Raw genomic sequence first — 22500 nt, 5'->3', positions numbered from 1 at the left:
ATTTCTCTTATTGAACTCTGGAGTATTCGATGACTCTTGACTATATCGCTCTGGCCATCCTGATTGCGGTGGTGCTGATTCTATTTTACGGGATAATTGTGATCCACGATATCCCGTACGAAATTGCCAAAAAAAGAAACCATCCGCACCAGGATGCTATTCACTATGCCGGCTGGGTCAGCCTGTTTACGCTTCACTTGCTGTGGCCGCTGCTGTGGATCTGGGCGACCCTGTGGCGCGAGGAGCGCGGCTGGGGAATGCAGAAGGCGCAGCAGGAAAGTGGCGATCTGCATCGGCACCTGACTCAGGTATTAACCCGGCTGGATACGCTGCAGCAGGAATTAAATACCCTGAAAGGCCATCATCCGCTGCCGGTGGCTGCTGAAGGCGTCGCCACGAAGGAGGATAAATAATGGAAACGCTGCTGCTGCTGTGCTATGCCGCACTCTGTATCGCTATTTTTAAAATATTTCGTATTCCGCTCAATAAATGGACGGTGCCGACTGCGGTATTAGGTGGGATCGTTATTATCGGGGCGCTTATTTTAGGGATGAATTATAACTTCCCCTATACCGACACGGGCAAGCAGGTATTTCGTACGGTGCCCATTGTGTCTCAGACGCGGGGCCGCGTGACCAGCGTTCCGGTTCAGGCCAATCAGATGCTGAAGCAGGGCGACGTGCTGTTTACTATTGACCCCACTCCGTTCCAGGCCAAAGTGGATGATCTCAAGGCGCAGGTAAAAGCGGCCAGCCAGGACGCGTTATCGCTCGACTCGGCGCTAAATAGCGCCCGGGCCAGCCTGGATAAAGCCAGCGCCGAGCGCGACCGGGCCCAGCGGGAGTATGCCCGTTTTGCGGCCGGCCATGACAAGGGCGCCTTTTCCGATCAGATGGTCGATACCCGTCGCCAGACGTGGAAAGCGGACGAAGCCGCGGTAGCGGCCACAAAAGAGAACGTTGTCCAGGCGCGTAATGCCCTGCACTCCGTGGTTCACGGGGAAAATACCCGGGTTGCCTCGCTGCTGGCGCAGCTGCGGGAAGCCGAATTTAAGCTGGAGAATACCGTGGTGCGCGCGCCGTCTGACGGCTATGTGAGCACCGTGGGTCTGCGGCCCGGCACCATGTCGACGGCCCTGGGCCTCGCGCCGGTCATGACCTTCGTGCCGGTGACGGGGAATCAGTCTCGTGAATACGTCGCGGCGTTTCGGCAGAACTCTTTGCAGCGCCTGCAGGCCGGGGAGAAGGCGGAGCTGCTGTTCCCGGCGATCCCGGGCACCGTTTTCAGCGCGGAGATCGTCGAGGTTCTGCCAGCAATCGGTGAAAGCCAGTTTCAGGGCCAGGGCAAGCTGCTGACCACCGATGCGCTAAACGGCCACGGCCGGGCGCTGGTGGTCTTCAAAGTGAGCGATCCGCGCCTGCAAAATTACCGTTTACCGCAGGGGACCGACGTCGAAGCGGCGGTCTATTCCGGACACTTCGAGCACCTGTCGCTTATTCGTAAGATCCTGATCCGCATGAAAAGCTGGGAAAACTACCTCTACCTCGATCATTAATTGCCGCCTCAGGCCGACGCCCCGGTTCAGGGCGTCGGCGCTGCTCAAGGCCACCGCCGCCTACGCCGGCACCGCGCTGCCGACCAGTCCGTCAATAATCACCTGCATGACCCCCTGCGAGCAGGGCTCAATGCGTCCCCGCACGCCGTACACCTCGGCTAAGATCTCCGGCGTAATCACCCGCGACGGCGCCCCCTCGGCCAGCAGACGTCCCTCTTTTAGCATCAGCACGCGATCGGCATGGCGCAGGGCGATATTAATGTCATGCACCACCACCAGGGTGACGATATTGCGTCTTCGGGTCTCTCTGCGCACCAGATCCATCACGTGGAATTGATAGTTCAAATCCAGCGCGCTGAGCGGCTCATCGAGCAGCAGCAGCGCTGGCTGGCGGATAAGCGACTGGGCCAGGCCGACGAGCTGCTTTTGCCCGCCGGAAAGCCGGTCGAGGTAGCTGAGCGCCAGATGTTCAATGCCCAGCTGGCGCAGCAGGAACATCACCTGCTGCTGGCTTTGCGCGTCGTGCACGCCGCCGGCCGCGCGCTGGGCGACGATTATCGACTCCAGCACGTGCAGATGGACGCCCGCCGGCAGCGTTTGCGGCAGATAGACCACCTTTTCCGCCCGCCGGGCAAACGGCAGCGCCAGCAGGTTTTCCCCGTCAAGCGACAGCTCTCCCGTCGAGGGGCCCAGGCCGGTCATCGCCCGCATCAGGGTCGATTTGCCGCTGCCGTTGGGGCCCAGCAGCGCGGTGATTTCACCGCGCGGCAGCCGCGGTACCGTCAGATCGCGGATCACCTGGCGCTTCGAATAGCCGGCGCTGAAGCGCGACAGCGCCAGCCCCGTAGAGATGTGCGGATTCATACGTTCCCCCGGTGGCGCAGAATGATGCTCAGAAAGAACGGAACGCCAACCAGCGAGGTGACGATCCCGACCGGAATAATGGCGCCGGGGATCAGATTCTTCGACGCTACGGAGGCCAGCGACAGCACCAGCGCGCCGATCAGGGCGCTGGCGGGGAGATAAAAGCGGTGATCTTCGCCGAAAATCAGGCGTGCGATGTGCGGAGCGACCAGCCCGATAAAGCCAATCGGACCAACGAAGGCCACCGAAATCGCCGACAAAATGCTGATCCGCAGCAGGGTGGTTAAGCGCAGGCGGCGCACGTTAATCCCGAAGCTCATGGCCCGATCTTCGCCAAGGCGCAGCGCCGTCAGCTTCCATGAGCTCTGCATCGATAGCGGCATCACTACCGCCAGCACCGCCAGCAGGATGCCGACCTTCTGCCACGAGGCGCGGTCAATGCTGCCCATGGTCCAGAACACCAGCCCCTGCAGCGTGTCTTCGTTGGCGACAAACTGCAGCATGGAGACCAGCGCGTTGAAGGTAAAGACCAGCGCGATGCCGAACAGGATAACCCCGGAGGAGGCCACCTGGGTCCAGCGGGTAATGCCGTCCAGCAGCAGGGCGGCCAGCAGCGCGAAGATAAAGGCGTTGGCCGAGATAAACCACTGGCTGGGGATCCCCGGAATGCCGATCCCCAGCACGATGGCCAGCGCCGCGCCGAAGGCCGCCGCCGAGGAGACGCCGAGGGTAAAGGGGCTGGCCAGCGGATTGTTGAGGATGGTCTGCATCTCCGCTCCGGCGAGGCCGAGCGCGAGGCCAACAATAATCGCCATCAGGGCGTACGGCAGGCGGATATCCCAGACGATGACCCGCGTTCCGGCGCTGGCGCTGGCCGGATCGATCAGGGTTTGCCACAGCGTCTGCAGCGGCATCCCGGACGGACCCATCATAAAATCGAGCAGCAGAGAGGTGATAATCAGCGCCGCCAGCAGCAGCATAAAACCGATGCGGCGGCGCACGATGTGGCGGTAGTTGGCCATCACGTCCCGCCCGGCGCCTTGGGCTACGAGGGCGGATTCAGTCGTCGAGCTCATGGGCGCTTACTCACCTTGTTTCCAGGAAAAGACGAAGGGCAGGTCGGGCAGGGTGGTGAAATGGCGCACGATATAGCGGTAGCTGTCATCCGGGCTGAGGCTGCTAAAGGTCTGCGGATAGATATCTTTCGCCAGATACTCCATGCCGACGATATTCCACGGATGGCTGTAGAAGTGGTGATAGATCCCATAGGCCCGCCCGGCCTTCACCGGCGGGATAGCGCTGACGCCGTTCCGCGAGAGCAGAACCTGAGCCTGGGCGTTCACCTCCTGCTGGTTAACCCGGTAGCCCAGCGGCAGAACCTGGCTGTTGCCGCGTTTCGAACCGGTCATGATGTAGGCGTCGGGCTTCATGCTAATCACCTTCTCCAGCGCCACAAAGCCGGAGGCGCCTGGCAGCACCTGCGCGCCGATGTTATTGGCCCCGACCGCTTCAACCAGCCCGCCCCAGCCACTATGTCCGTGGGTAAAGCAGCAGGCGTCGCTGTTGCCCGCCAGCGCCTCCACGAAGACGTTCGCCTTCGGTGCGATGGCGGCGGTTTTCTGGCGAATGGCCTGCAGCTGCTGGCGATAGTAGTCGGTATAGGCTTTGGCGTTGTCTTCGCGGTTGAGCACCTGGCCCAGCAGGTCGATGCTCGGGGCGGTATCCTTCGCCGGATTCACTTCGTAATCGACAAACAGCACCGGAATATTAAGCGCGCCGAGCTTGCTGATAATGCCGCTCTCTTCCAGCGCCGGCTTCGCGCGCAGCTGGGCAATCATCAGGTCCGGCTGGCGGGAAATCACGCTTTCAAGGTCAATATTACCCTTATCGCTAAAGCCCATATCCAGAATGCTCGCCGACTGCGGCCACTTCTGCTGCAGCATCTTCCAGGTTTCAACATCTTGTTTTTTCGCCAGATTATTCCAGGCAACCAGCCGCTTAAAGGGGTTGTCTCGGTCGAGAAGCGCCAGCGCCATAATATCCCGGCCGTCCTGCAGGATGATGCGCTGCGGCTCGTGCTGGAGAGTAATGCGGCGGCCGTCGAGGTCGGTCACGGTGAGCGGGTACTGGGTGGCATAGCCGGACAGCGGGGCGGAGATTAGCGCAGTAAGAATAAGTGAACTTACTGATTTTATTGCCATAATGTGAGTTCCATTTGCTAATTATAAATATAATGATTTTGATAATTATTCTCGTGTGAGAATAAACGGCAGATATATGAAACGTCGATTTCATAGAATGTAACAACTTTGCTGGAGTTTATAAGAACGGCCGCGATCTGTGTTTAACTGCCTAAAAAACAGGCATTAAGCTCTAAGGGCAGTTTTAAGAACTATCCCTAAAGCCAAACGGCAGAATCTTGTGCCATGCTGAATGCGACTCATAACACTAAGCACGTTAGAGAGGAAATTATGAAAAAGGCAATGATTGCGTTATCTGCGATTCTGGTAGCAGCCCCCGTTTTTGCTGCAACCACCACCACACACGCTACTGATGAAACCGTCGCGGCGGCCCATGAAGGGGCTAACACGGCGAAGGAAAAGCTGCATAAGGCCCAGAATGAAGGCGATGAGCTGAAGCTCAAGTCTCAGCACGCGGCTGAAGGCAAAAGCGATAGCCTGGGCAGCAAGGTCAGCGAAGGCACACAGAAAACCTGGAACAAGACCAAAGAAGGTACCGAGAAGGGTTGGGATAAGACCAAAGAAGGTACTGAAAAAGGCTGGAATAAAACCAAAGCCGCCTCCGAGGAAGGCTGGGATAAAACCAAGCAGGGTGCTGACGATTTAAAAAAGAAAGTCACTGAGTAATCACTGACTGTTCTGCATAAAAGGGCCGCGCAAGCGGCCTTTTTTATTGGGTTCTCGCAGACGCCATATCCGCCAGATTATTAAGGTTACCGCCCGCGACAATATGCCAGGAATACTCCTGGTTATCCCGATACTCACCGTTTCTCCACAATCCGCCGGTAAAAAGGAAATATATCAGGAGGTGGACAATGAAAAAGATTATTACTCTGGCAGTTATTTTATCCTGCACGCTCACGTCGCTGGCCTACGCCGACGGCCCGAATGGCAACAACGCTCCCGGCCAGCAGCAGGCATGGAAAAATGAGTCCGGACACGGCAAAAGCGACGGCAATCGTCAGCAGGGGCCCGGCAACGGGCCGCAGGGAAACCAGGCGAACGGCCACCAGGATAATGGCAATCATCGCGGATCGAATCGCGGCGAACAGGGTCGCGTCGGCGCTTCGCAGCAGCATCATCAGGATCGCCACGAGCAGGAGCATTTCGCCTGGAACGGTCACGACTTCCGCAAAGGCCAGCCCGCGCCTGAGCGCTATCGCGGCAGCGCGTACCGGATGAATAACTGGAACGATCGCGGCCTGCCGGCGCCTCCTCAGGGGCAGCACTGGTCCTATATTGACGGCAACTACGTTCTGATTGCGGCGGCGACCGGGATCATCACCTCAATTCTGGTGAATGGTCTTCTCAACAACTAGCCGCTAGCCAGCGGCATCCCGGAGCGGTATTGCGTGCCGCCTCCGGGAGCGCCTGTCGCGAACCTGCGGCGGCGCGACTGCCCTATCTTTTATTCAGCTCGTCATCCGGCCAGTACTTATAGCCGTTAATCATCGCCTGGGCGGCCAGCCCTTTTTCGGTCATTTCGTAGACGTTAACTTTCGAAGGCAGGGACGCGGTCTCCTTCGCGACGCCGTTGGCCGAGGCGCCGACCGGCGCAATGCCCTTATCGTCATATTTCGCCGCCGCGTTGGCATCGGCTCCGACGACATAGCCCCGGGTGATAAAATTATTCAGCGCCGCTTTATCGTGGAAGACCATCACGGTGCGCTGTTGTTTTACCCCCATTCCCACGCCGGCACCGCCCTGGGCCATTTTCATATAGGTATCTTTACCGCTGTGGATATCTTTAACGACGCCATAGCCGCTGCCAAAGCCGAACAGCAGAATTTTGCTACTGTTGCTGGCAAATACCGCGTAGCCGTCGGCATGCTGAATATCGGCGCGGGCTTCCGGGTGCAGGGTATAGAGTTTGCTCAGCGTTTCGTTACGCATTTTTTGAATGCTGGCGCGCTGCTGGCTGGCGGTATCGCCCTGCGCGCTGCAGCCGGCGAGCGCCAGCGCCGATGCCAGAAAAAGGAGCTGATATTTCATTTTTACAATCTGCCGTATGGGTTGCGATAAACGGGATTAGGGCCGGCGATCGTAGAATGAAGTTATGATAAATACCCAGAACTTAAAAGTTTATATTTAAATTTTGCCTGTTTATTAGCTTATTACTCTGTTCTCTGCCGGAGTGAAATAGCCTGCCCGGCAGCGCGTTTTTTAATGCGCCAGGCGCCTACGTATTTTCCCCGGCGCCTTTGATAAGGCGCTGAATAATCATTAGTAAATAAGATGATGGCTCCCTCAGGAATTAGAAATGCTGCTTGCAATAACCGCTTATCCAGATAAGTTATTCACTCTGAGTATATTCTTCATCCTTCAGGTTTTGGCGCCGTCGGAACCTGAATTATTGAAAATATCCTGACCCAATGAATTTTGCTCTGCAGCGCGGCGAACGCCCAGGCGTTTACCCGGATTAGCGGCCGTACACCGCGCCCGACGGGGCGAAAACGGAGAGCGGCCGAACGATTGCCAACGCGAATGCAGGCAGAATGACGGCGGGTATATCTTATTTCCCGGAGACCGGCATGACAGATTTTGTAATTCCCGAAATTAAAGCAGCTGAAGATGAAATGATTGCGATCCGTCATTATTTACATGCCAATCCGGAATTAAGCCTCGAAGAGTTTAATACCAGCGAGCTGGTGGCCGGAAAACTGGCGGAGTGGGGCTATCAGGTGACCCGCGAGCTGGGAAAAACCGGGCTGGTCGGTTCATTGCGCAAGGGCGATTCGCCGCGCACCATCGGGCTGCGCGCCGATATGGACGCGCTGCCGATTTTTGAAACTACCGACCTGCCCTGGGCCAGCACCGTGGCGGGAAAAATGCACGCCTGCGGTCATGACGGCCACACCACCATCCTGCTGGCGGCGGCGAAGTATATCGCTTCTCCGGCCTGCGAATTTAACGGCACCGTGCACCTTATTTTCCAGCCCGCGGAAGAGGCCATCGGCGGGGCGGATTTAATGATTAAAGACGGGCTGTTCGAGCGCTTCCCCTGCGAGCGCATCTTTGCGCTGCACAACATGCCGGGGCTGCCGGTCGGCAAGCTCGGCTTTTATGCCGGCAACTTTATGGCCTCGGCGGATACGGTCAAAATCACCGTTCACGGCTACGGCGGGCACGGCGCTCATCCTGACCGCACGGTTGACCCCATTCTGGCCGGCGCGGCGCTGGTGATGGCCCTGCAGAGCATCGTCGCGCGCAACGTGCCGCCGGGAGAAACCGCCGTTGTCACCGTCGGCACCTTCCAGTCGGGCATCGCCTCCAACGTCATTCCTGAAAGCGCGGTGATGGAGCTGACCGTACGGGCGATGAAGCCCGGGGTCCGCGATCTGCTGATTAAACGCATCCACGAAATCACCGAGTTCACCGCCAAAAGCTACGGCGCAACCAGCGAGATCGAGGTTTATGACTCCTATCCGGTGCTGACCAACAGCGAGGAGGAGACGGCGTTTGCCAGGGCGCTGGCGCTGGAGGTCTTCGGCAGCGAGAAGGTGCTGCCGTCGATCGCGCCGATGAACGCCAGCGAAGATTTTGCCTTTATGCTGCAGGCGCGTCCGGGTTGCTACTTCCTGCTGGGCAACGGCGAGAAGGGCGGCAAGGGCAGCTGTATGGTGCATAACCCAGGCTACGACTTTAATGATGATATTATTAGTACCGGCGCGACGCTTTTCGCCCGGTTAGTTGAAACGCACTGCCGCTGATCTCTGGAGCTCGTAAATAATGAAAAAATCACTTCTGCTGTGGGTTGCGCTGATGGCCTCAACGTCGGCGCTGGCCGCAGAAAATAAGGAAATTCGCTTTGGCGTCGATCCGACCTTTGCGCCGTTTGAATGGAAGGATCCGCAGGGCAAGCTGGCGGGTTTCGATATTGATTTAGGCAACGCCATCTGCCAGCAGCTGCAGGCCAAATGCGTGTGGGTGGAAAGCAACTTCGACGGCATCATTCCGGCGCTGAAGGCGCGTAAATTTGACGCCATTCTCTCCGGTATGTATATGACCGAGAAGCGCAAAGAGCAGATTGGCTTTAGCGACAAGCTCTATAACGGCCCGGTGTTCCTCGTGGCGCGCAAAAATACGCTGAGCGGCAATACGCCGGAGCAGCTGAAGGGTAAAACCATCGGCGTGGAGCAGGGCTCGGCCCAGGAAACCTACGTTAATCAGCACTGGCGTCCGGCGGGAATTAATATCGTGGCCTATCAGGGCGCCGACAGCGTGGTGCGGGATCTGGAGTCCGGGCGTATCGACGGCGCGGTGCTCTCCGGGATGATGGCGGACTACAGCTTCCTGCAGCAGCCTCAGGGCAAAGATTTCGCCTTCGTTGGCGGTCATTTGCAGGACGATAAGCTGTTTGGCGCCGGGGCGGCCATTGGCCTGCGCAAGGATGACGACGCCTTGCGCCAGGAGATTAACGGCGCGATTGCCAAAATTCTTGCCGACGGAACCTATAAAAAACTGGCCGGGAAATATTTTAGCTTTGACGTCTATTCCGGGACATAATGCGGTTATGCAGGCGGCGGGCACGGAAAGCCCGCCTCAGGCTTCCTTTCTCTACTATCATTTCTGACCCTGGCCCGATAACGCAGGACGCAGAATATAAACGAGACCCTCACTCATTCGAGTTGAACCAGGCCGGGCGCGGGCAACCTGAAGGACGACGGGTCAATAAGGAGTGAACGGCATGATGACACGTCCATTGGGCAAAACCGGATTTTCCATTGCGCCGCTGGTCTTTGGCGGCAACGTTTTCGGCTGGACCTGCGATGAAAAAACCAGTTTTGCCATTCTTGATGCATTCGTTGACCACGGCTTTGACGCTATCGATACGGCGGACGTTTACTCCCGCTGGGCGGACGGTAATCAGGGCGGAGAGTCGGAAACGATAATCGGCCGCTGGCTGCAGGCGCGGCCGGGGATGCGTGAGAGGGTTAAAATCTTCAGCAAGGTCGGCTCAGATATGGGGCCCGATGGGCAAAAAGGGCTAAGCAAAGCCTGGATCCAGCAGGCGGTAGAACACTCCCTGCGCCGCCTGAATACCGACTATATCGATCTCTATTTTGCCCACTGGCCGGATCCGCAAACTCCGCTGGCGGAAACCCTGGAAGCCTTCCAGGCCCTGCAGCAGGCGGGAAAAATCCGCGCGACGGGCGCGTCGAACCTCGACGCGCAGCAGCTGTCGGCGGCGCTGGAGGTGGCGCGTAAGGGTGGCCTGCCGGCCTGGCAGGTGCTGCAGCCGGAATATAATCTCTATCACCGCTCCGCCTTCGAAGGCGCGCTCTGCGATCTCTGCATCAGCCGCGAGATTGGCGTGGTGACCTACTACAGCCTGGCCTCCGGCTTTTTAACCGGCAAATACCGCCAGCAGGCTGACCTGGCGCAGAGCCAGCGCGGCGGCGGTATCGCCAAATATCTCAATCCGCGCGGGATGCGCATCATCGATACCCTCGAAGAGGTTGCCGGGCAGCACAACGCTAAGCCGGCGGAGGTGGCTCTCGCCTGGCTAATGAGCCGGGAAGGGGTGACCGCGCCGATCGCCAGCGCTACCAGCATCGCCCAGGTTGAGAGCTTTGCCCGCGCCGCCGGGCTGACGCTCAACGCCGCGCAGCTGGCGCGGCTCGAGATCGCCAGCGCCTGATGGCCGCCTGCCGGAGCCGTCGGGCTCCGGCTTTCCCCCGGCTAGCGGTGCGTCGTCACGTTCAGCACCTGCGCGCTGGCGCCGACCGGAAAGTTGCTGATCGCGCTAAAATCACTTCCCTGATAACCCATGATCTTCCCGTCGGTACGCATCTGCTGCAGATCGATAAGGATCACCCCGAGAGTCGGAATAATTTTCTCCCGCCAGACGAAGAGATACAGATCGTCGGCGACCGCCACGTAGTGACAGCGATCGACATCCGCCAGCCCCTTCTCCACGCCGTCCAGGCACTGCCAGGCGTACAGATTCTCATTGAGATAAATGTGCTCGTAGCGCTCCGTCGGGCTATAGATGTACTGATTGCGCATGCCGATGAGCGCCTGGCTAAAGGCCGGCAGCGGCCCCGGGCGGCGGTCGAGGCGCGCAAAGTGGAAGGTCGCTTCAACGGCGGTCAGCGGGAGCCCCTGCTCGACGCGGCTAAATGCGTCGAGGCGGGCGGCGGGCTCCGTCGGCAGCTGGCCGTAAACGAGGGTGGCGTTGCCCGCGCTGAGGTTGCAAATGGCGCTAATACTGGCGTTTTCGGCGTCGGGATTGAGGAAGTCGATAAACAGAATATCGGGACGAATAGCCGTCGCGCGCCAGGCGACGGGTCGCCCGTTCCAGCGCAGCGTCCGGGCGTCTTCAATCACCAGCTGCTGCTCGCCACCGTCGGCGAGAGAGAAGGTCAGGGACTTCCCGGCGGGCAGCGCGGCGTCGGCCAGGAGGTTACCGTGGGGCGCAAAGCCGTCGGCAAGCGCGCCGACCTGAATAAACACAGCTTCTGCAGTCATAGGGATCCTTACGGTTTAAAAGGGTTAAGAAAACGCCAGAGTGGGAACATCGACCGCGCTGGCGCCGCCGTCGGCGACCAGCGTTGAACCGCTGATAATCGACGCCTGAGAGGAGCAGAGAAACCGGCAGGCGAGGGCAATCTCCTGCGGGCTGGCGGGGCGACGTAGCGGCACGTCGCGGCACGCCTGCTGATAGGCCTGCTCGAGGCTGATGCCCTGCGCCGCCATCAGCGGCTGCATCTCCTCGTCGGCCATCGGGGTGGTGACCCAGCCGGGGCAAATGGCGTTGGCGCGCACCCCCTGCGGGCCATAGTCCCGCGCTACCGAGCGCATCAGGCCGATCAGCGCGTGCTTGGCCGTAACGTATCCGCAGGCCTGCGGCCCGGCGGTGAGGGACGCAATCGAGGCGACAAACAGCACGCAGCCCCGGCTGGCGATCAGCGACGGCAGGCAGGCGCGGACGCTGGCAAAGGCGCTGTTGAGGTTGCCGTCGAGCGCCGCCCGCCACTGCGGGTCGCTGGTGTCGGCGGCGGCGCCGTAGCCCATTCCACCGGCGCTGCAGATTAAAACGTCGATCCGGCCCGCCCGTTCGCTAATCGCCGGCAGCAGGCGCTGTCGCCACTCGTCGCCGCTGGCGGCATCCCCCGCCAGCGCCACGGCGTCGGTCTCCGCCGCCAGCGCCTGCAGGGGGGCCTGACGGCGGCCGATAATCACCACCCTGTCGCCCGCCGCGGCCATCAGCCGGGCGCAGGCGGCGCCAATGCCGCTTCCTCCGCCGGTTATTACCACCACTTTGCCCATCACATCTCTCCCGAAAACGTCGTCTTTCTACCTTATGAAGGGGATCGCCGCCCGGCTATCGTCCAAAAGAACGAATGCCGGGGGCGATTAGTTGCTGTGGGTCACAGGGATCGCCAGCGGAGCCGGGACGGGCCGCATCGTTTGCGGATCGACGGCGAGATAGCGGCCGGTTTTACCGTCGATACCGGCATAGTCGATAAGCCTGCCGTCGGCGTGAACCACCATGGTGCGCCCAGCGAAGGCATCATAGGCCCGGCTCATCTCCTGCACCCGCTGCGGATATTGTGCGGCGACATCGTGGGTTTCCAGTGGGTCATTCTTGAGGTTAAACAGTCCCCAGGGCGCGTCGCCGGCCTGCGGGAAGGTGCGCACCAGCCGGCGCAGCTTCCAGTCGCCATCGATCCATGCGGCCTGGTTATGCAGCTCGACGCCGTAGCGGGAGCGCGGCGGCTGCTGGGTTTCACCGGTCAGATAGCGCTTGAAGCTAACGCCGACCATCGGCAGAACCGGCGCTTTCGCCAGCGGTTTGCTGGCGTCAATCCCGGCGAATTCGTACAGGGTCGGCGCAACGTCGTATACCGCCATGGTGCTGGCGTCGATTTTGCCGTTGCCGACGATGCCGGGACCGGAAATCATAAAGTCGGTATTGATGCCGCCCTGGCCGCTGGTGGTTTTGTGGTAGCGGGCGTAGGGGGCGTTGCTGACGTTGGCCCAGTGCGGGCCGTAGGAGACGAACGAGCCTTTGCGGCCAACGTTCTGGTAGCTGTTATCAAACTGCTTCCAGAACGCCGGTTCTGATTCGTAATAAAAGCCCTCCGCCGGGTTGGCGCCGTTGTCGGTTAAAAAGATCAGCAGGGTATTTTTGTCGCGTCCGGTCTGCTTCAGCGTCGCCATGAGCGTGCCAATCTGCGCGTCCATATTGGCAATCATCGCGGCGTAAACCTGCATCACTTTGGCGGTGTACTTCTGCTGCTCCGGGGTCAGCGCCCGCCACTCTTTATCCAGATCCAGCCCCGGCAGCGGTGCGTCGTCAGCCAGGATCCCCAGCGCCTTCAGGCGGGCAATGCGCTGGCGGTAGACCTCGGCATACCCCTGCTCGTACTGGCCTTTAAAGCGTTCAATCCACTCGTCGGGGGCCTGCAGCGGATCGTGCGGGGCGGTAAAGGCCAGCCAGGCGAAGACAGGCTGCGCCTGCGGCGTCTCTTTGATCCACTGATTCATCTGGCTGGCGTAGGCTTCGCTGGAGTAGAAATCGGCGGGGAGCGACACGCGCTGGCCGTCGCGGGTGTAGAAGGTGTGGAACGCCTCGACGGTGCCCAGCGGTATCGCATCGTCAAAGTGGCTGGTGCCGCCGCCCATAAAGGCGAAAGAGTGGCTAAAACCGCGGTCTTTCGGCGTGGCGCCGGGGACGAATCCCAGGTGCCACTTCCCGGCCATCAGCGTGTTATAGCCGGCGTCCTTAAACCGCTCGGCCATGGTGGTGACCCGGTCGGTAAGGCGCAGCTCGTAGCCCTCTTTGCCCAGGGTGCTGTCGTACCACCACATCCCGCCCATGCCGGCCTGCTGATTGGTGTTGCCGGTCAGGAGCATCGAGCGGGCGGGGGCGGACATCGGCGAAGTGTAGTACTGGCTCATGCGCACCCCCTGTTCGGCCATCGCCTGCAGGTTCGGGGTGGGGATTTCGCCGCCGAAGGGGCTGATATCGGAGTAGCCCATATCGTCAGCAATGATAACGATAATATTGGGACGTTCGGTGTCGGCGCTATGCGCCGCAGCGGAGAGGATCAGGCTCACTGCGGCGGTCACCGCTTTTTTATTCATCGTCTATTTTCCTTTCAGATTGGGGAGTCGATCGCCTCCCGGGTCGCGGGGGCGATAGCGGGCTACTCTCGGCTAGCCGGCGGTCTGCTGGCCGTCGATATAGGCGGCGCGCCAGGCGCGCAGGCCGTTCAGGCTGCGGGGATAGGGGCGCAAAGGGGCGAGGATTTCACTAAAAAAGTGGAAGTAGCCGGCGCACAGCCGGTTGTATCCCGCGTCGTTGAGATGGGCGGGGCATCCGCCCTGGCACACTATTTTCACCGCGCAGCTTTGGCACTCCCGGCGCCGGCTTTTGTCAACGCCGAAAGGGAGGCGGGTGGCGCTCTCGACCGCCTGCGCCAGGGGGCGATCAGCTATCTGGCCTAAGTGATGCTGGCGGTTAATCAGATGATCGCAGGCGTAGAGCTCGCCGTCCGGCTCCAGCACCAGGTTGCTCCCGCAGCGGGCGGCGTGCACGCAGCTGGCGCTGGTGTGGCTAAAGTATTGCCCCCACGCCTGTTCGATATTGATGACAAAGACCCGCCCGATATCGCCGCGCCGACGCCACTGCCGCCAGATAGCGACCATAAAACGCCCCCAGCCGTCGGCGCTCAGCTGATAGCCCTGCTTCAGGGCGTCGCCCTCGCTCATTAGCGGCTGAAACTGCAGGTAGCGGGCGCCGAGGCTGACCAGGTTATCGTAAATCGCGGAGGCGTGGCGGGCCATGGCGTCGTGCACCACCACCAGCAGGTTAAACGCCACCTGATGCTGATGCAGCAGGGCGATGCCGCGCAGCGCCGCCGGATAGCTGGGCTGGCCGCGCTTATCCGGACGATGAAGGTTCTGCAGCGCTTCGCTGCCCTCGAGGCTGACGCCGATCGTAAACCGATGCGCCTTAAACAGGCGGCACCAGGCATCGTTGAGCAGAGTGGCGTTGGTTTGCAGGCTGTTGCTGATGGTGACGCCGGCGGGCGCGTAGCGCTGCTGCAGCGCCAGCGCCTTTTTATAAAAACTCAGGCCCGCCAGCAGCGGCTCGCCGCCTTGCCAGACGAAGTTAATCTCCTTCGCGCCGGCGGGCTGGCTGGCGATGTAGCGGCGGATAAACGACGCCAGCATCTCCTCGTCCATCTTCCGCACCGGCGTTTCTCCCTGCGGATAGTAGCAGTAGCGACAGGCGAGGTTGCAGGCCGGACCAATGGGTTTAATCAGGATATGAAAGGGCACCTGCGCCCGCGGTTCAACGGCCAGCGGAATTTGCTGTTGGCGTAGTGCGGCGATATTCAGCATCGTTTAGATCCTATTTATTATTTCCACCGCGACATTATTCGGGCAGCAGAAAAGCCAGGGCTTGCATCATGATTAAGCGCCTGAGGATAATTATTGCGGCAAGGTCCATTAGGTATAGAGGAGTGGTTTTAAAAGGCTATCGTTCTAAAGGACGAGATCGTGACAAAAAAGCGCGTGCGTTAAGCGGTAAAAAAATCCGCGACGGAAAAGTTAATAACTTCTGTTTATGTTTTATCGTCTGGTCGATAACGCAAGGCTATGTTGATTATTAACTTATTAAATAACAGTATGTTAAATAAAATATTGTAACCCATATCACATTGTTAACATGTTAATGATTGTGTTACTTAAATGTGAAATGTATGCTTTGAGATAGTGTTGGTTATCCGCGTTTCGCGTACTTTTACTTCGACGGGAGAAGCTCATGTCTGCGTTATTAAAAGCCGGTCGTAATGATGCGATAATTACCCGTTGTCTACAGACTATTTCCCAGTTAATTCCACTGTCGTCGGCGGTTTTTTATCGGGTTAATAATTGTTTAAAACCCGAACACTATATTTTGCATAATATTTCCGCCACTACGCACCGGCAATATCTGGAGTGTTTTCAGCCGCTGGACCCGCTGCTGCCGTCCCGCTTTAGCCATCAGGCGATTACCATGGCGGCGATGACGCCCGGCGTCTGCGATCGCCATCGCCACTATTACCATGAGTTTATGCTGCCTAATAACGTCCGCGACATGACCGAGGTCTTTATTCGCCGGGAGCGGCGGATTATTGCCGGCATCTCCCTGATGCGCGACGTGCCTTTCTCCAGCGAAGAGCGCCTGCGCGCCCAGGCCGTGCTGCCGCTGGTGGAGCTGGCGATCCATGATTTTCTGCAGGACGAAGACGATCTGCCGGCAATGCTCACCGCCAAGGAGCGTGAAATTGTCGGTATGGTGCGGGAAGGGGCCAGCAACAAGCTGATTGCCCGCCAGCTGGATATTTCTCTCTCCACCGTCAAGACCCACTTACGCAACATTTTCGCCAAGACGGAAGTGGTCAACCGCACCGAACTCGTTTGCCGAACCTGGATGCCATCCGCTCAGCGCACGCTGCATCCGTAATCTGACCCATCGCATCCCGCGCGCGCCGCCGACCGCGGCGTTTTCCTGATGCCTGACGGTATCACTCCCCGGATAATTATCCGGGGGGAGACTTTTTGACTGGAGCACGCATCACGATGTCGAGCACCCCCGCGACCGAACACGCCTTAACCCAGCCGTCCGGGCTGGTCTTCACCGCTCGTTTGCTGGCGGCGATTGTCATCTTTGCCGCTATTGCGCCGGGGATCCTGATGACCGCGCCGGCGGTGGCGGCGCAGCTGGCCAGCGAGTGGCGGCTAAGCCCCGGGCAAATCGGCTATCTCTTCTCCGCGGAGCTGGGGGCGATGAGCCTCGCGACGCTGCCGGCCTGGTGGTGGATGAGCCGCCTCAGCTGGCGTCGCGTCGCGCTGTGCGCCTGCGCGGTGTTTCTGGCGGCGAACCTGGTCTCGGCGGAGGTCAGACAGTATGAAACGCTGCTGATCGCCCGCTTTGTCGCCTCGCTGGCGGGCGGCACGCTGATGATTCTGTGCATCAGCTGCGCGGCGGGTACCGCCAACCCTTCGCGGGTCTATGCCTTCTGGGTGCTCGGCCAGCTGCTGCTGGGGGTGCTCGGGCTGCTGATCCTCCCCGGCCTGTTTGCCAGCTTCGGCCTGAAGGCGGTGTACCTGATCCTGGCGGCCATCATGCTTTGCTGCCTGCCGCTGGTCGCGGCATTCCCTCTGCGCTTTCAGCCGATGTCCGCCTCCGGCCTTCGCCCCTCGGTGGCGCCGCTGCGCAAGGTGTTGGCGGTGCTGGCGGTGCTGAGCTTTTATATCAGCCTCAGCGCGGTGTGGACCTTTATCGGCACCATCGGCAGCGCGGCAGGATTGACCCCATCGCACATTGGCATGGTGCTGGCGGCGGCAACGGTATTCGGCATTATCGGCGCGGGAGGGGCGGCGCTGCGCGGCACCCGGCGCCCGGACCGCATCCCGGTATGGCTGGGCTACGCCCTGCTGATTGCGAGCATCGCGCTGCTGGTCGGTCACCCGCTGCTGATGCGCTTCGCGCTGGCGGCGGTGCTGTTCAAATTTACCTGGACCTTTGTCCTGCCTTTTATTCTCGCGCGCGTCGCCGGGCTGGATAACAACGGTCGCCTGATGAACAGCATCAATCTGGTGATTGGTGGCGGGATGGCGGCCGGTCCGGCGCTGGCCGGCGCGCTGCTGCAACATTTCGCCAGCGCCGACGCGCTGCTCGCCGCGGCGGGCGGCTGCGCGCTGGTCTCTGCAGGATTGATTCTCGCGGCTTCGTCCGCCGGGAAAGGGTTAGCCAACGGAGGATAGAGTGAAAAGAAAAACCGGTTTCTTCTTTGATGAACGTTGTTTCTGGCACAGTACCGGCCTGCACGCGGTGACGCTGCCGGTTGGCGGCTGGGTCCAGCCTCCGGCAGGGGGCGGCCACGCGGAATCGCCGGAAACCAAGCGGCGGATGAAAAACCTGATGGACGTGTCGGGGCTGACCCCGCAGCTTCAGCTGCGCAGCGCCGATGCCGCCAGCGAGGAGGATTTACGCCGTATCCATCCCGACCACTATCTGGAGCGTTTTAAGGCTATCAGCGACAGCGGCGGCGGCATGCTGGGTAAAGAGGCGCCGCTGGGGCCGGGGAGCTATGAAATCGCCTGCCTCTCCGCCGGGATGGCCTGCGCCGCGGTGGAGGCGGTACTGCACGGCGAGCTGGATAACGCCTATTCCCTGTCGCGCCCGCCGGGGCACCACTGCCTGCCGGACCAGTCGATGGGCTTCTGCTTCCTCGCCAATATTCCCATCGCCGTCGAACGCGCGAAAGCGTTGCATGGCCTCGGCAGGGTGGCGATCCTCGACTGGGACGTGCACCACGGCAACGGCACCCAGCATATCTACCTGCAGCGCGACGATGTGCTGACGATCTCCGTGCATCAGGACGGCTGCTTCCCGCCGGGCTATGCCGGAGAGGAGGATCGCGGCGTCGGCGCGGGTGAAGGCTACAATATCAATATTCCGCTGATGGCCGGCGCCGGGGACGACAGCTGGCGCTATGCGCTGGAAACGATCGTTATTCCGGCGCTGGAGCGCTTTGAGCCGCAGCTGATTATCGTTGCCTGCGGCTACGACGCTAACGCCATGGACCCGCTGGCGCGGATGCAGCTGCACAGCGACAGCTTTCGTGCGATGACCGGGCTGGTGCAGCAGGCGGCGGATCGCCTGTGCGGCGGTAGGCTGGTGATGGTGCACGAAGGGGGCTACGCGGAATCCTACGTGCCGTTCTGCGGTCTGGCGGTGATGGAAGCCTTGAGCGGGATAAAAACCGAGGTACAGGATCCGCTGCTGGCGTTTATTCAGCAGCAGCAGCCGCGTGAGGCCTTTACCCGCTTCCAGCGCCGGGCGATTGATGAGCTGGCGAGCCGGTTTGGCCTGCAGTAAGCGCTTTGCGTCTCTCCGCCAATGCGGGGGAGAGACGCGCTCCCGTTTCGCCTAATCCCCCTCCCGCTGCATCCACAGACCGATGGCCTGATCGAGCATATTCATGACGCTCAGCAGCAGCATGCGCTGCTGCTTTTCGAGCCGCAGATAGCGCCGCAGCGGCGGCATTTTACACACCACTTCGCTGGCCGCCCACGGCTCAATGCAGCAGCGCCAGCGTTCTCCGCTGCAGGTCAGGGAGAAGCGCCGGTAGTCCAGCTCGCTCAGGGTCTGCTGCAGATTGGCAAAGCGATTGAGATAGTCGGCGAGATCGGCAGTGTCCTCTCTGCCGAGAAAACGGATGGGCTGACGTTTCAGCCAGCCGGGCTGGTGGGCGCGGATCCTGCCCTGAGCGGGCCGGGACAGCGGCCCCTCGATGACAAACTCGCAGCTGTGGATGCTCGCCATAAACAGCCGTTTCTGGCGCACGCTATAGGTCACTTTTGCGGCGGGCGTGAGGTGTAAAACCGCGCTCCGCTCGCTGAGTTTTTCGCTGTGCCAGCCCGCGAGGTCGCGCTGCACGGCGTTCATTAACGGCGAATCAAACCAGAGGACGGAGGGCATCAGGCGCTATCTCCCCGGCAGAATTTCTCTCATAGTGGCTCATTGCGCGTTCAACCACCTCTTCAACCTCCAGCGGTCGGAACGGATTGACGCGCTGGACGCACACCGTCCAGAACAGGGCGTAGGCGGCGGTGATCCCCAGCATAATGCCGAACGGCACCAGCACTTCTCGGCTGTCCATTCCCGGCGGCGTAATGTTGAAGATGGCGATAATAATCCCGACGCTGGAAATAATTTGCGGCAGCGGGAACCACGGCGAGCGGTAGGCGCGGGGGAGGTCCGGGCGGCGAATGCGCAGCGCCACCACCGACAGGGTGACCAGCAGATAGGCGACGCCCCAGGCGCAGACGGCGGCGAGGATCAGCGGCACGATGCGGTCGAGGTCGCCGTTCAGGTACCAGGCGTGCAGGCAGGGGATCGCCACGCCGATGGCGATGGCGATCACCGGTGTCTTAAAGCGTGGATGCAGCCAGGTGAGAAAGCGGGGCAGGGCGCCGTCCAGCGCCATCCCGTAGATGATGCGCGGCACCGCCGCCATCAGGGTGTTGATGGTGGCACAGCCCGCCAGCAGCAGGCCGACGCCCAGCCAGTACTGTCCGGCGTGGCCCATGACCCGCTCGGCAAACGCCGGGATCGCCATCGGCGTATCCAGCAGGTGGACGTTATTGGCCGCATCCAGCACCACGTTCTCCACCTGACGGTTAATCGCCGCGCCGTAGATAAACATGCAGCTCGCCACGCCGAACAGGCCGAGGGCCATCGCCCGCGGAATGGTGCGGTGGGCCTGCTTAATCTCCGGCGCCATCGGCGTCACCAGCTCGCAGCCGACGAACATAAACATCGCCATGCCGATATAGCCGAACAGACCGGAGATATCGCTGACGTCAAGCGGCGTACCAAACCAGCCCGAGAGATGGGTCACCGGGGCCATAAAAATACCGCACAGGCCGAAGATGGTCAGGGTGGTCCACATCCCGAAGGTGAGCACCACTTCGACCTTGCCGAAGACCTCGACGCCGACGGCGTTCAGCAGGCCGAAAATCACCACCATCCCGACGCCAACCATCCAGGTATTCTGGTGCGCGGCCATCTGGGCGTTGATCGACTCGAAGTTCACCAGCGCCATGATCCCGGCGAGAATGGTCTCGGCGGTGCCGGCAAAAATATGCACGATCAGATAGGCGCACAGCGCGCCGGTAATGGCGAAAAAGCGGCCCATACCGCAGGCGATATAGTCATATACCGAACCGGTGGTCGGGATCAGCGTCGCGGCTTCGGCAAAGGTGGTGACCTGCGCCTGCATCATGATAAACGCCAGCAGCACCGCCAGCGCGAAGGTGTCGCCGCCCATGCCGAAACCACTGGTGACGGTCAGAATAACCGGGCTGGCCATAATCAATCCGACGGAGCTGGCGAGCGTGGTGGGAAAGCCGACAACGCCGCGATCGAGATGGCGGGCGAGCCTGTTACTGAACATAGTCAACCTCTGCGCAATATAGGGGAGGGCAGGGAGTGGCCGCCTGGGAACAGCCATTCCGGATAGTCATAATTTAAGCTGGTATCCGGCTCAACGAATATCGTCCTGAAGGTGGAGAGCGGCGGTTGATTCTGTGACGCAGTGCATGATTACCGCCCCGCTGTCGGGGGCGGCGTGCGGGAAGCTAGCGGCCTTCGACGTTGGCCAGGTAGTGCTTCACGAAGCGCGGGGTGAGGATCTTCCACTCCACTTCGGTTCCCTGCTTAACAAACCAGCTATCGCCGGGGACGAAGCGCTGGGCCTCGCCGCCGGCGACGGTTAGCTCAACTTCCCCCTCCAGCACGGTGGCGTGTTCGGTAAACGGATAGGTCATGGTAAAGCTCCCGCGAGTGGACGAAAACAGGCCGCAGGTAAAGGCATCCTGCGGTTCGCCGTAGATCATCGCCCCGGCAACCTGCGGGTCGCCTTCGGTTGGCGTGGCGCCCAGCAGGCTGACGCTGCCGATAGGCTGCAGTTCGGGGACCGGTTGATTGAGTTTAAAAGCGTGCATAGCGTTCTCCTGGTTAACTCCGGCCTTTCCAGTAGCCGGCGGTTTGGTGCATCAGTTTTCCGGCGGTGACCAGCAGCAGGCGCAGGCTGTCACGACCGTGGATTGTCGCATGGGGGATGCTGCTCATCAGGCGGTAGCGGTCCGAGCCGCCGTTGATCCCCTCGGCGAGAATTTTGCACACGATGTGCGAGGGGGTGACGCCAAAGCCGGAGTACCCCTGAACGTAAAAGACGTTGTTGTGCTCGCGCAGGGTGCCAATTTGCGGGAACAGGTTGGCGCTGCAGGCCATCGGGCCGCCCCAGGCAAAGTCGATGTTGACATCCTTGAGGTAGGGGAATACCTGCCCCAGCAGCGTGCGGTTCCAGGCGGCAAAATCGTTGGGCGTATATTCGACATAGCGCGTGGCGCTGCCGAACAGCAGGCGGTTCTCTTTGGTAATGCGGTAGTAGTTAATCACCGGGCGAATATCGCTGAAGGCGCCGCGCAGGGGGCTGATGCGTTCGATCAGCTCGTCTAACAGCGGAGCCGTCGATATCTGCCAGGAGTAGGTTACCAGGGTCTTGTTATAGATCTCCGGCTCCAGATTGTTGAGGAAGCTGTCGCAGGCCCACAGCAGCTTTGCCGCCCGGACGCTGCCCATCGCGGTGCGGACGCGCACCTCTTTGCCGTAATTCACCTCGACTACCGGCGAGGATTCAAAAATCTTCACCCCCAGAGAGTGCGCCGCCGTCGCCGAGCCGAGCAGCATATTCAGCGAGTGGATCTGCCCGCCGCCCATGTGCTTGAGGGCCCCGCAGTAAACCTCGGAGCCGACAATCTGCTGCACCTCTTTGCCGGTATAGAGGGCGATATCCTCATTCGGGGTCGCCGCCTTGAACTCTTTTTCCCACTGCTGCAGCGTTTTCAGCTGCCGCTGGTTATAGGCGAGGTAGCCGTAGCCCGGCACGAAATCCGCATCGATATTGTATTTTTTAATCCGTTCGCGAATGATCCCCGCGCCGAGGTTAGAGATTTTAAACAGCGTCTCCAGCCCCTCTTTACCGACGTGCTTTTTCACCGCTTCGATATCGTGGCCGATCCCGGCCATCACCTGGCCGCCGTTGCGCCCGGTGCCGCCGTAGCCTAAATGGCGGGCCTCGAGCACGACCACGTTGGTGATCCCCTGTTCCGCCAGCTCCAGGGCGGTGTTGATGCCGGAAAATCCGCCGCCGATGATCACCACGTCGGCTTCAATGTCCTCCTGCAGCGCCGGAAAATGGAGCTGGTATTTTTTCGTCGCGCCGTAGTAGTTCAGCGCATCGATTTTGATATTCATAGCGTTACCCT

Annotated in this window: 23 protein-coding genes; 11 read left to right on the top strand and 12 right to left on the bottom strand. The window is 60.4% G+C overall.

Annotated features, from left to right (window positions below):
* Positions 1 to 29 precede the first annotated feature (29 nt).
* Both GVK32_RS13900 and GVK32_RS13895 read left to right on the top strand, forming a co-directional pair.
* A complete protein-coding gene (locus GVK32_RS13900) occupies positions 30 to 413 on the top strand; it encodes a DUF3302 domain-containing protein (RefSeq protein ID WP_159868729.1) in 384 nt (127 codons plus the stop codon).
* Positions 413 to 1555 carry an HlyD family secretion protein gene (locus GVK32_RS13895; protein ID WP_159868726.1) on the top strand — a complete coding sequence of 381 codons (1143 nt, stop codon included), beginning with the start codon at positions 413 to 415 and terminating at the stop codon, positions 1553 to 1555. Before GVK32_RS13900 ends, GVK32_RS13895 begins: the two co-directional genes overlap by 1 nt.
* Before the next feature lie 60 nt (positions 1556 to 1615).
* Here GVK32_RS13895 and GVK32_RS13890 read toward each other — a convergent pair whose 3' ends face one another.
* Genes GVK32_RS13890 through GVK32_RS13880 form a run of 3 tightly spaced genes read right to left on the bottom strand, consistent with a single transcriptional unit; the run spans position 1616 to position 4620 of the window.
* Positions 1616 to 2419, bottom strand: a complete 804-nt coding sequence (locus GVK32_RS13890) for an ABC transporter ATP-binding protein (RefSeq protein WP_159868723.1) — start codon at positions 2417 to 2419, stop codon at positions 1616 to 1618.
* Positions 2416 to 3444, bottom strand: coding sequence for an iron ABC transporter permease (locus GVK32_RS13885; RefSeq protein WP_200842877.1), 1029 nt, complete (start codon positions 3442 to 3444; stop codon positions 2416 to 2418). Before GVK32_RS13885 ends, GVK32_RS13890 begins: the two co-directional genes overlap by 4 nt.
* 57 nt (positions 3445 to 3501) lie before the next feature.
* Positions 3502 to 4620 carry an ABC transporter substrate-binding protein gene (locus GVK32_RS13880; RefSeq protein WP_159868717.1) on the bottom strand — a complete coding sequence of 373 codons (1119 nt, stop codon included), beginning with the start codon at positions 4618 to 4620 and terminating at the stop codon, positions 3502 to 3504.
* 270 nt (positions 4621 to 4890) lie between these two features.
* Between GVK32_RS13880 and GVK32_RS13875 the strand changes: the two genes are divergently transcribed.
* Both GVK32_RS13875 and GVK32_RS13870 read left to right on the top strand, forming a co-directional pair.
* The gene (locus GVK32_RS13875; RefSeq protein ID WP_159868714.1) at positions 4891 to 5286 is read left to right on the top strand and encodes a hypothetical protein; all 396 of its coding nucleotides are present in this window, start codon (positions 4891 to 4893) and stop codon (positions 5284 to 5286) included.
* Between the two features lie 188 nt (positions 5287 to 5474).
* The gene (locus GVK32_RS13870; protein ID WP_159868711.1) at positions 5475 to 5978 is read left to right on the top strand and encodes an RcnB family protein; all 504 of its coding nucleotides are present in this window, start codon (positions 5475 to 5477) and stop codon (positions 5976 to 5978) included.
* 82 nt (positions 5979 to 6060) lie between these two features.
* On the opposite strand, the gene GVK32_RS13865 is transcribed toward GVK32_RS13870, so the two are convergent.
* Entirely contained in the window at positions 6061 to 6651 is a 591-nt protein-coding gene (locus GVK32_RS13865) for a YSC84-related protein (protein ID WP_159868708.1), read from the bottom strand.
* 539 nt (positions 6652 to 7190) lie between these two features.
* On the opposite strand from GVK32_RS13865, the gene GVK32_RS13860 reads away from it, so the two are divergent.
* The 3 genes from GVK32_RS13860 to GVK32_RS13850 all read left to right on the top strand — a co-directional run bounded on the left by GVK32_RS13860 (position 7191) and on the right by GVK32_RS13850 (position 10300).
* A complete protein-coding gene (locus GVK32_RS13860) occupies positions 7191 to 8369 on the top strand; it encodes a M20 aminoacylase family protein (protein WP_159868705.1) in 1179 nt (392 codons plus the stop codon).
* A gap of 19 nt (positions 8370 to 8388) precedes the next feature.
* Positions 8389 to 9165, top strand: coding sequence for an ABC transporter substrate-binding protein (locus tag GVK32_RS13855; protein ID WP_041144462.1), 777 nt, complete (start codon positions 8389 to 8391; stop codon positions 9163 to 9165).
* 181 nt (positions 9166 to 9346) lie between these two features.
* Positions 9347 to 10300 carry an aldo/keto reductase gene (locus tag GVK32_RS13850; RefSeq protein WP_159868702.1) on the top strand — a complete coding sequence of 318 codons (954 nt, stop codon included), beginning with the start codon at positions 9347 to 9349 and terminating at the stop codon, positions 10298 to 10300.
* A gap of 41 nt (positions 10301 to 10341) precedes the next feature.
* Here GVK32_RS13850 and GVK32_RS13845 read toward each other — a convergent pair whose 3' ends face one another.
* The 4 genes from GVK32_RS13845 to GVK32_RS13830 form a co-directional block, all read right to left on the bottom strand.
* A complete protein-coding gene (locus tag GVK32_RS13845; protein ID WP_159868699.1) occupies positions 10342 to 11130 on the bottom strand; it encodes a MoaF C-terminal domain-containing protein in 789 nt (262 codons plus the stop codon).
* 24 nt (positions 11131 to 11154) lie between these two features.
* Positions 11155 to 11931, bottom strand: a complete 777-nt coding sequence (locus tag GVK32_RS13840) for an SDR family NAD(P)-dependent oxidoreductase (protein ID WP_159868696.1) — start codon at positions 11929 to 11931, stop codon at positions 11155 to 11157.
* Positions 11932 to 12018: 87 nt separating this feature from the next.
* On the bottom strand, positions 12019 to 13752 hold the full coding sequence (locus GVK32_RS13835; protein WP_159868693.1) for an arylsulfatase: 1734 nt from the start codon (positions 13750 to 13752) through the stop codon (positions 12019 to 12021).
* A gap of 72 nt (positions 13753 to 13824) precedes the next feature.
* Positions 13825 to 15015 (bottom strand): anaerobic sulfatase maturase, encoded by a 1191-nt coding sequence (locus GVK32_RS13830; RefSeq protein ID WP_159868690.1) that lies wholly within the window; start codon positions 15013 to 15015, stop codon positions 13825 to 13827.
* Between the two features lie 68 nt (positions 15016 to 15083).
* On the opposite strand from GVK32_RS13830, the gene GVK32_RS13825 reads away from it, so the two are divergent.
* From GVK32_RS13825 to GVK32_RS13810, 4 genes are all read left to right on the top strand, one after another.
* Positions 15084 to 15287: a hypothetical protein gene (locus tag GVK32_RS13825; protein WP_159868687.1), complete on the top strand. Its 204-nt coding sequence runs from the start codon at positions 15084 to 15086 to the stop codon at positions 15285 to 15287.
* 152 nt (positions 15288 to 15439) lie between these two features.
* Entirely contained in the window at positions 15440 to 16123 is a 684-nt protein-coding gene (locus tag GVK32_RS13820; RefSeq protein WP_123706908.1) for a LuxR family transcriptional regulator, read from the top strand.
* 116 nt (positions 16124 to 16239) lie between these two features.
* Complete coding sequence (locus GVK32_RS13815) at positions 16240 to 17427, top strand: MFS transporter (protein ID WP_159868684.1); 1188 nt, start codon at positions 16240 to 16242, stop codon at positions 17425 to 17427.
* Position 17428: 1 nt separating this feature from the next.
* Positions 17429 to 18544 (top strand): class II histone deacetylase, encoded by a 1116-nt coding sequence (locus tag GVK32_RS13810; RefSeq protein WP_159868681.1) that lies wholly within the window; start codon positions 17429 to 17431, stop codon positions 18542 to 18544.
* 51 nt (positions 18545 to 18595) lie between these two features.
* Here GVK32_RS13810 and GVK32_RS13805 read toward each other — a convergent pair whose 3' ends face one another.
* The 4 genes from GVK32_RS13805 to GVK32_RS13790 form a co-directional block, all read right to left on the bottom strand.
* Entirely contained in the window at positions 18596 to 19147 is a 552-nt protein-coding gene (locus tag GVK32_RS13805; protein WP_159868678.1) for a DUF3156 family protein, read from the bottom strand.
* Complete coding sequence (locus GVK32_RS13800; protein ID WP_123706912.1) at positions 19125 to 20624, bottom strand: APC family permease; 1500 nt, start codon at positions 20622 to 20624, stop codon at positions 19125 to 19127. The genes GVK32_RS13805 and GVK32_RS13800 overlap by 23 nt, the downstream gene beginning before the upstream one ends.
* 184 nt (positions 20625 to 20808) lie before the next feature.
* The gene (locus GVK32_RS13795; protein WP_123706913.1) at positions 20809 to 21174 is read right to left on the bottom strand and encodes a cupin domain-containing protein; all 366 of its coding nucleotides are present in this window, start codon (positions 21172 to 21174) and stop codon (positions 20809 to 20811) included.
* Positions 21175 to 21187: 13 nt separating this feature from the next.
* Positions 21188 to 22489, bottom strand: coding sequence for an FAD-binding oxidoreductase (locus tag GVK32_RS13790; protein WP_159868675.1), 1302 nt, complete (start codon positions 22487 to 22489; stop codon positions 21188 to 21190).
* Positions 22490 to 22500 lie beyond the last annotated feature (11 nt).

It is taken from the genome of Klebsiella sp. 18074 (genome assembly GCF_902705905.1).
Taxonomy (GTDB): Bacteria; Pseudomonadota; Gammaproteobacteria; order Enterobacterales; family Enterobacteriaceae; genus Klebsiella; species Klebsiella terrigena.
Note: the sequence above shows the minus strand (reverse complement) of the source record. Positions and strands in the feature narration are given on the sequence as shown.

What these genes read in the sequence shown, in the direction of transcription:
- GVK32_RS13850 (WP_159868702.1), top strand. Translation starts at nt 9,347, where the DNA reads ATGATGACACGTCCATTGGGCAAAACCGGATTTTCCATTGCGCCGCTG.
- GVK32_RS13825 (WP_159868687.1), top strand. Translation starts at nt 15,084, where the DNA reads ATGATTAAGCGCCTGAGGATAATTATTGCGGCAAGGTCCATTAGGTAT.
- GVK32_RS13805 (WP_159868678.1), bottom strand. Translation starts at nt 19,147, where the DNA reads ATGCCCTCCGTCCTCTGGTTTGATTCGCCGTTAATGAACGCCGTGCAG.
- GVK32_RS13815 (WP_159868684.1), top strand. Translation starts at nt 16,240, where the DNA reads ATGTCGAGCACCCCCGCGACCGAACACGCCTTAACCCAGCCGTCCGGG.
- GVK32_RS13855 (WP_041144462.1), top strand. Translation starts at nt 8,389, where the DNA reads ATGAAAAAATCACTTCTGCTGTGGGTTGCGCTGATGGCCTCAACGTCG.
- GVK32_RS13830 (WP_159868690.1), bottom strand. Translation starts at nt 15,015, where the DNA reads ATGCTGAATATCGCCGCACTACGCCAACAGCAAATTCCGCTGGCCGTT.
- GVK32_RS13860 (WP_159868705.1), top strand. Translation starts at nt 7,191, where the DNA reads ATGACAGATTTTGTAATTCCCGAAATTAAAGCAGCTGAAGATGAAATG.
- GVK32_RS13880 (WP_159868717.1), bottom strand. Translation starts at nt 4,620, where the DNA reads ATGGCAATAAAATCAGTAAGTTCACTTATTCTTACTGCGCTAATCTCC.
- GVK32_RS13895 (WP_159868726.1), top strand. Translation starts at nt 413, where the DNA reads ATGGAAACGCTGCTGCTGCTGTGCTATGCCGCACTCTGTATCGCTATT.
- GVK32_RS13890 (WP_159868723.1), bottom strand. Translation starts at nt 2,419, where the DNA reads ATGAATCCGCACATCTCTACGGGGCTGGCGCTGTCGCGCTTCAGCGCC.
- GVK32_RS13875 (WP_159868714.1), top strand. Translation starts at nt 4,891, where the DNA reads ATGAAAAAGGCAATGATTGCGTTATCTGCGATTCTGGTAGCAGCCCCC.
- GVK32_RS13820 (WP_123706908.1), top strand. Translation starts at nt 15,440, where the DNA reads ATGTCTGCGTTATTAAAAGCCGGTCGTAATGATGCGATAATTACCCGT.
- GVK32_RS13870 (WP_159868711.1), top strand. Translation starts at nt 5,475, where the DNA reads ATGAAAAAGATTATTACTCTGGCAGTTATTTTATCCTGCACGCTCACG.
- GVK32_RS13795 (WP_123706913.1), bottom strand. Translation starts at nt 21,174, where the DNA reads ATGCACGCTTTTAAACTCAATCAACCGGTCCCCGAACTGCAGCCTATC.
- GVK32_RS13790 (WP_159868675.1), bottom strand. Translation starts at nt 22,489, where the DNA reads ATGAATATCAAAATCGATGCGCTGAACTACTACGGCGCGACGAAAAAA.
- GVK32_RS13800 (WP_123706912.1), bottom strand. Translation starts at nt 20,624, where the DNA reads ATGTTCAGTAACAGGCTCGCCCGCCATCTCGATCGCGGCGTTGTCGGC.
- GVK32_RS13900 (WP_159868729.1), top strand. Translation starts at nt 30, where the DNA reads ATGACTCTTGACTATATCGCTCTGGCCATCCTGATTGCGGTGGTGCTG.
- GVK32_RS13835 (WP_159868693.1), bottom strand. Translation starts at nt 13,752, where the DNA reads ATGAATAAAAAAGCGGTGACCGCCGCAGTGAGCCTGATCCTCTCCGCT.
- GVK32_RS13865 (WP_159868708.1), bottom strand. Translation starts at nt 6,651, where the DNA reads ATGAAATATCAGCTCCTTTTTCTGGCATCGGCGCTGGCGCTCGCCGGC.
- GVK32_RS13845 (WP_159868699.1), bottom strand. Translation starts at nt 11,130, where the DNA reads ATGACTGCAGAAGCTGTGTTTATTCAGGTCGGCGCGCTTGCCGACGGC.
- GVK32_RS13840 (WP_159868696.1), bottom strand. Translation starts at nt 11,931, where the DNA reads ATGGGCAAAGTGGTGGTAATAACCGGCGGAGGAAGCGGCATTGGCGCC.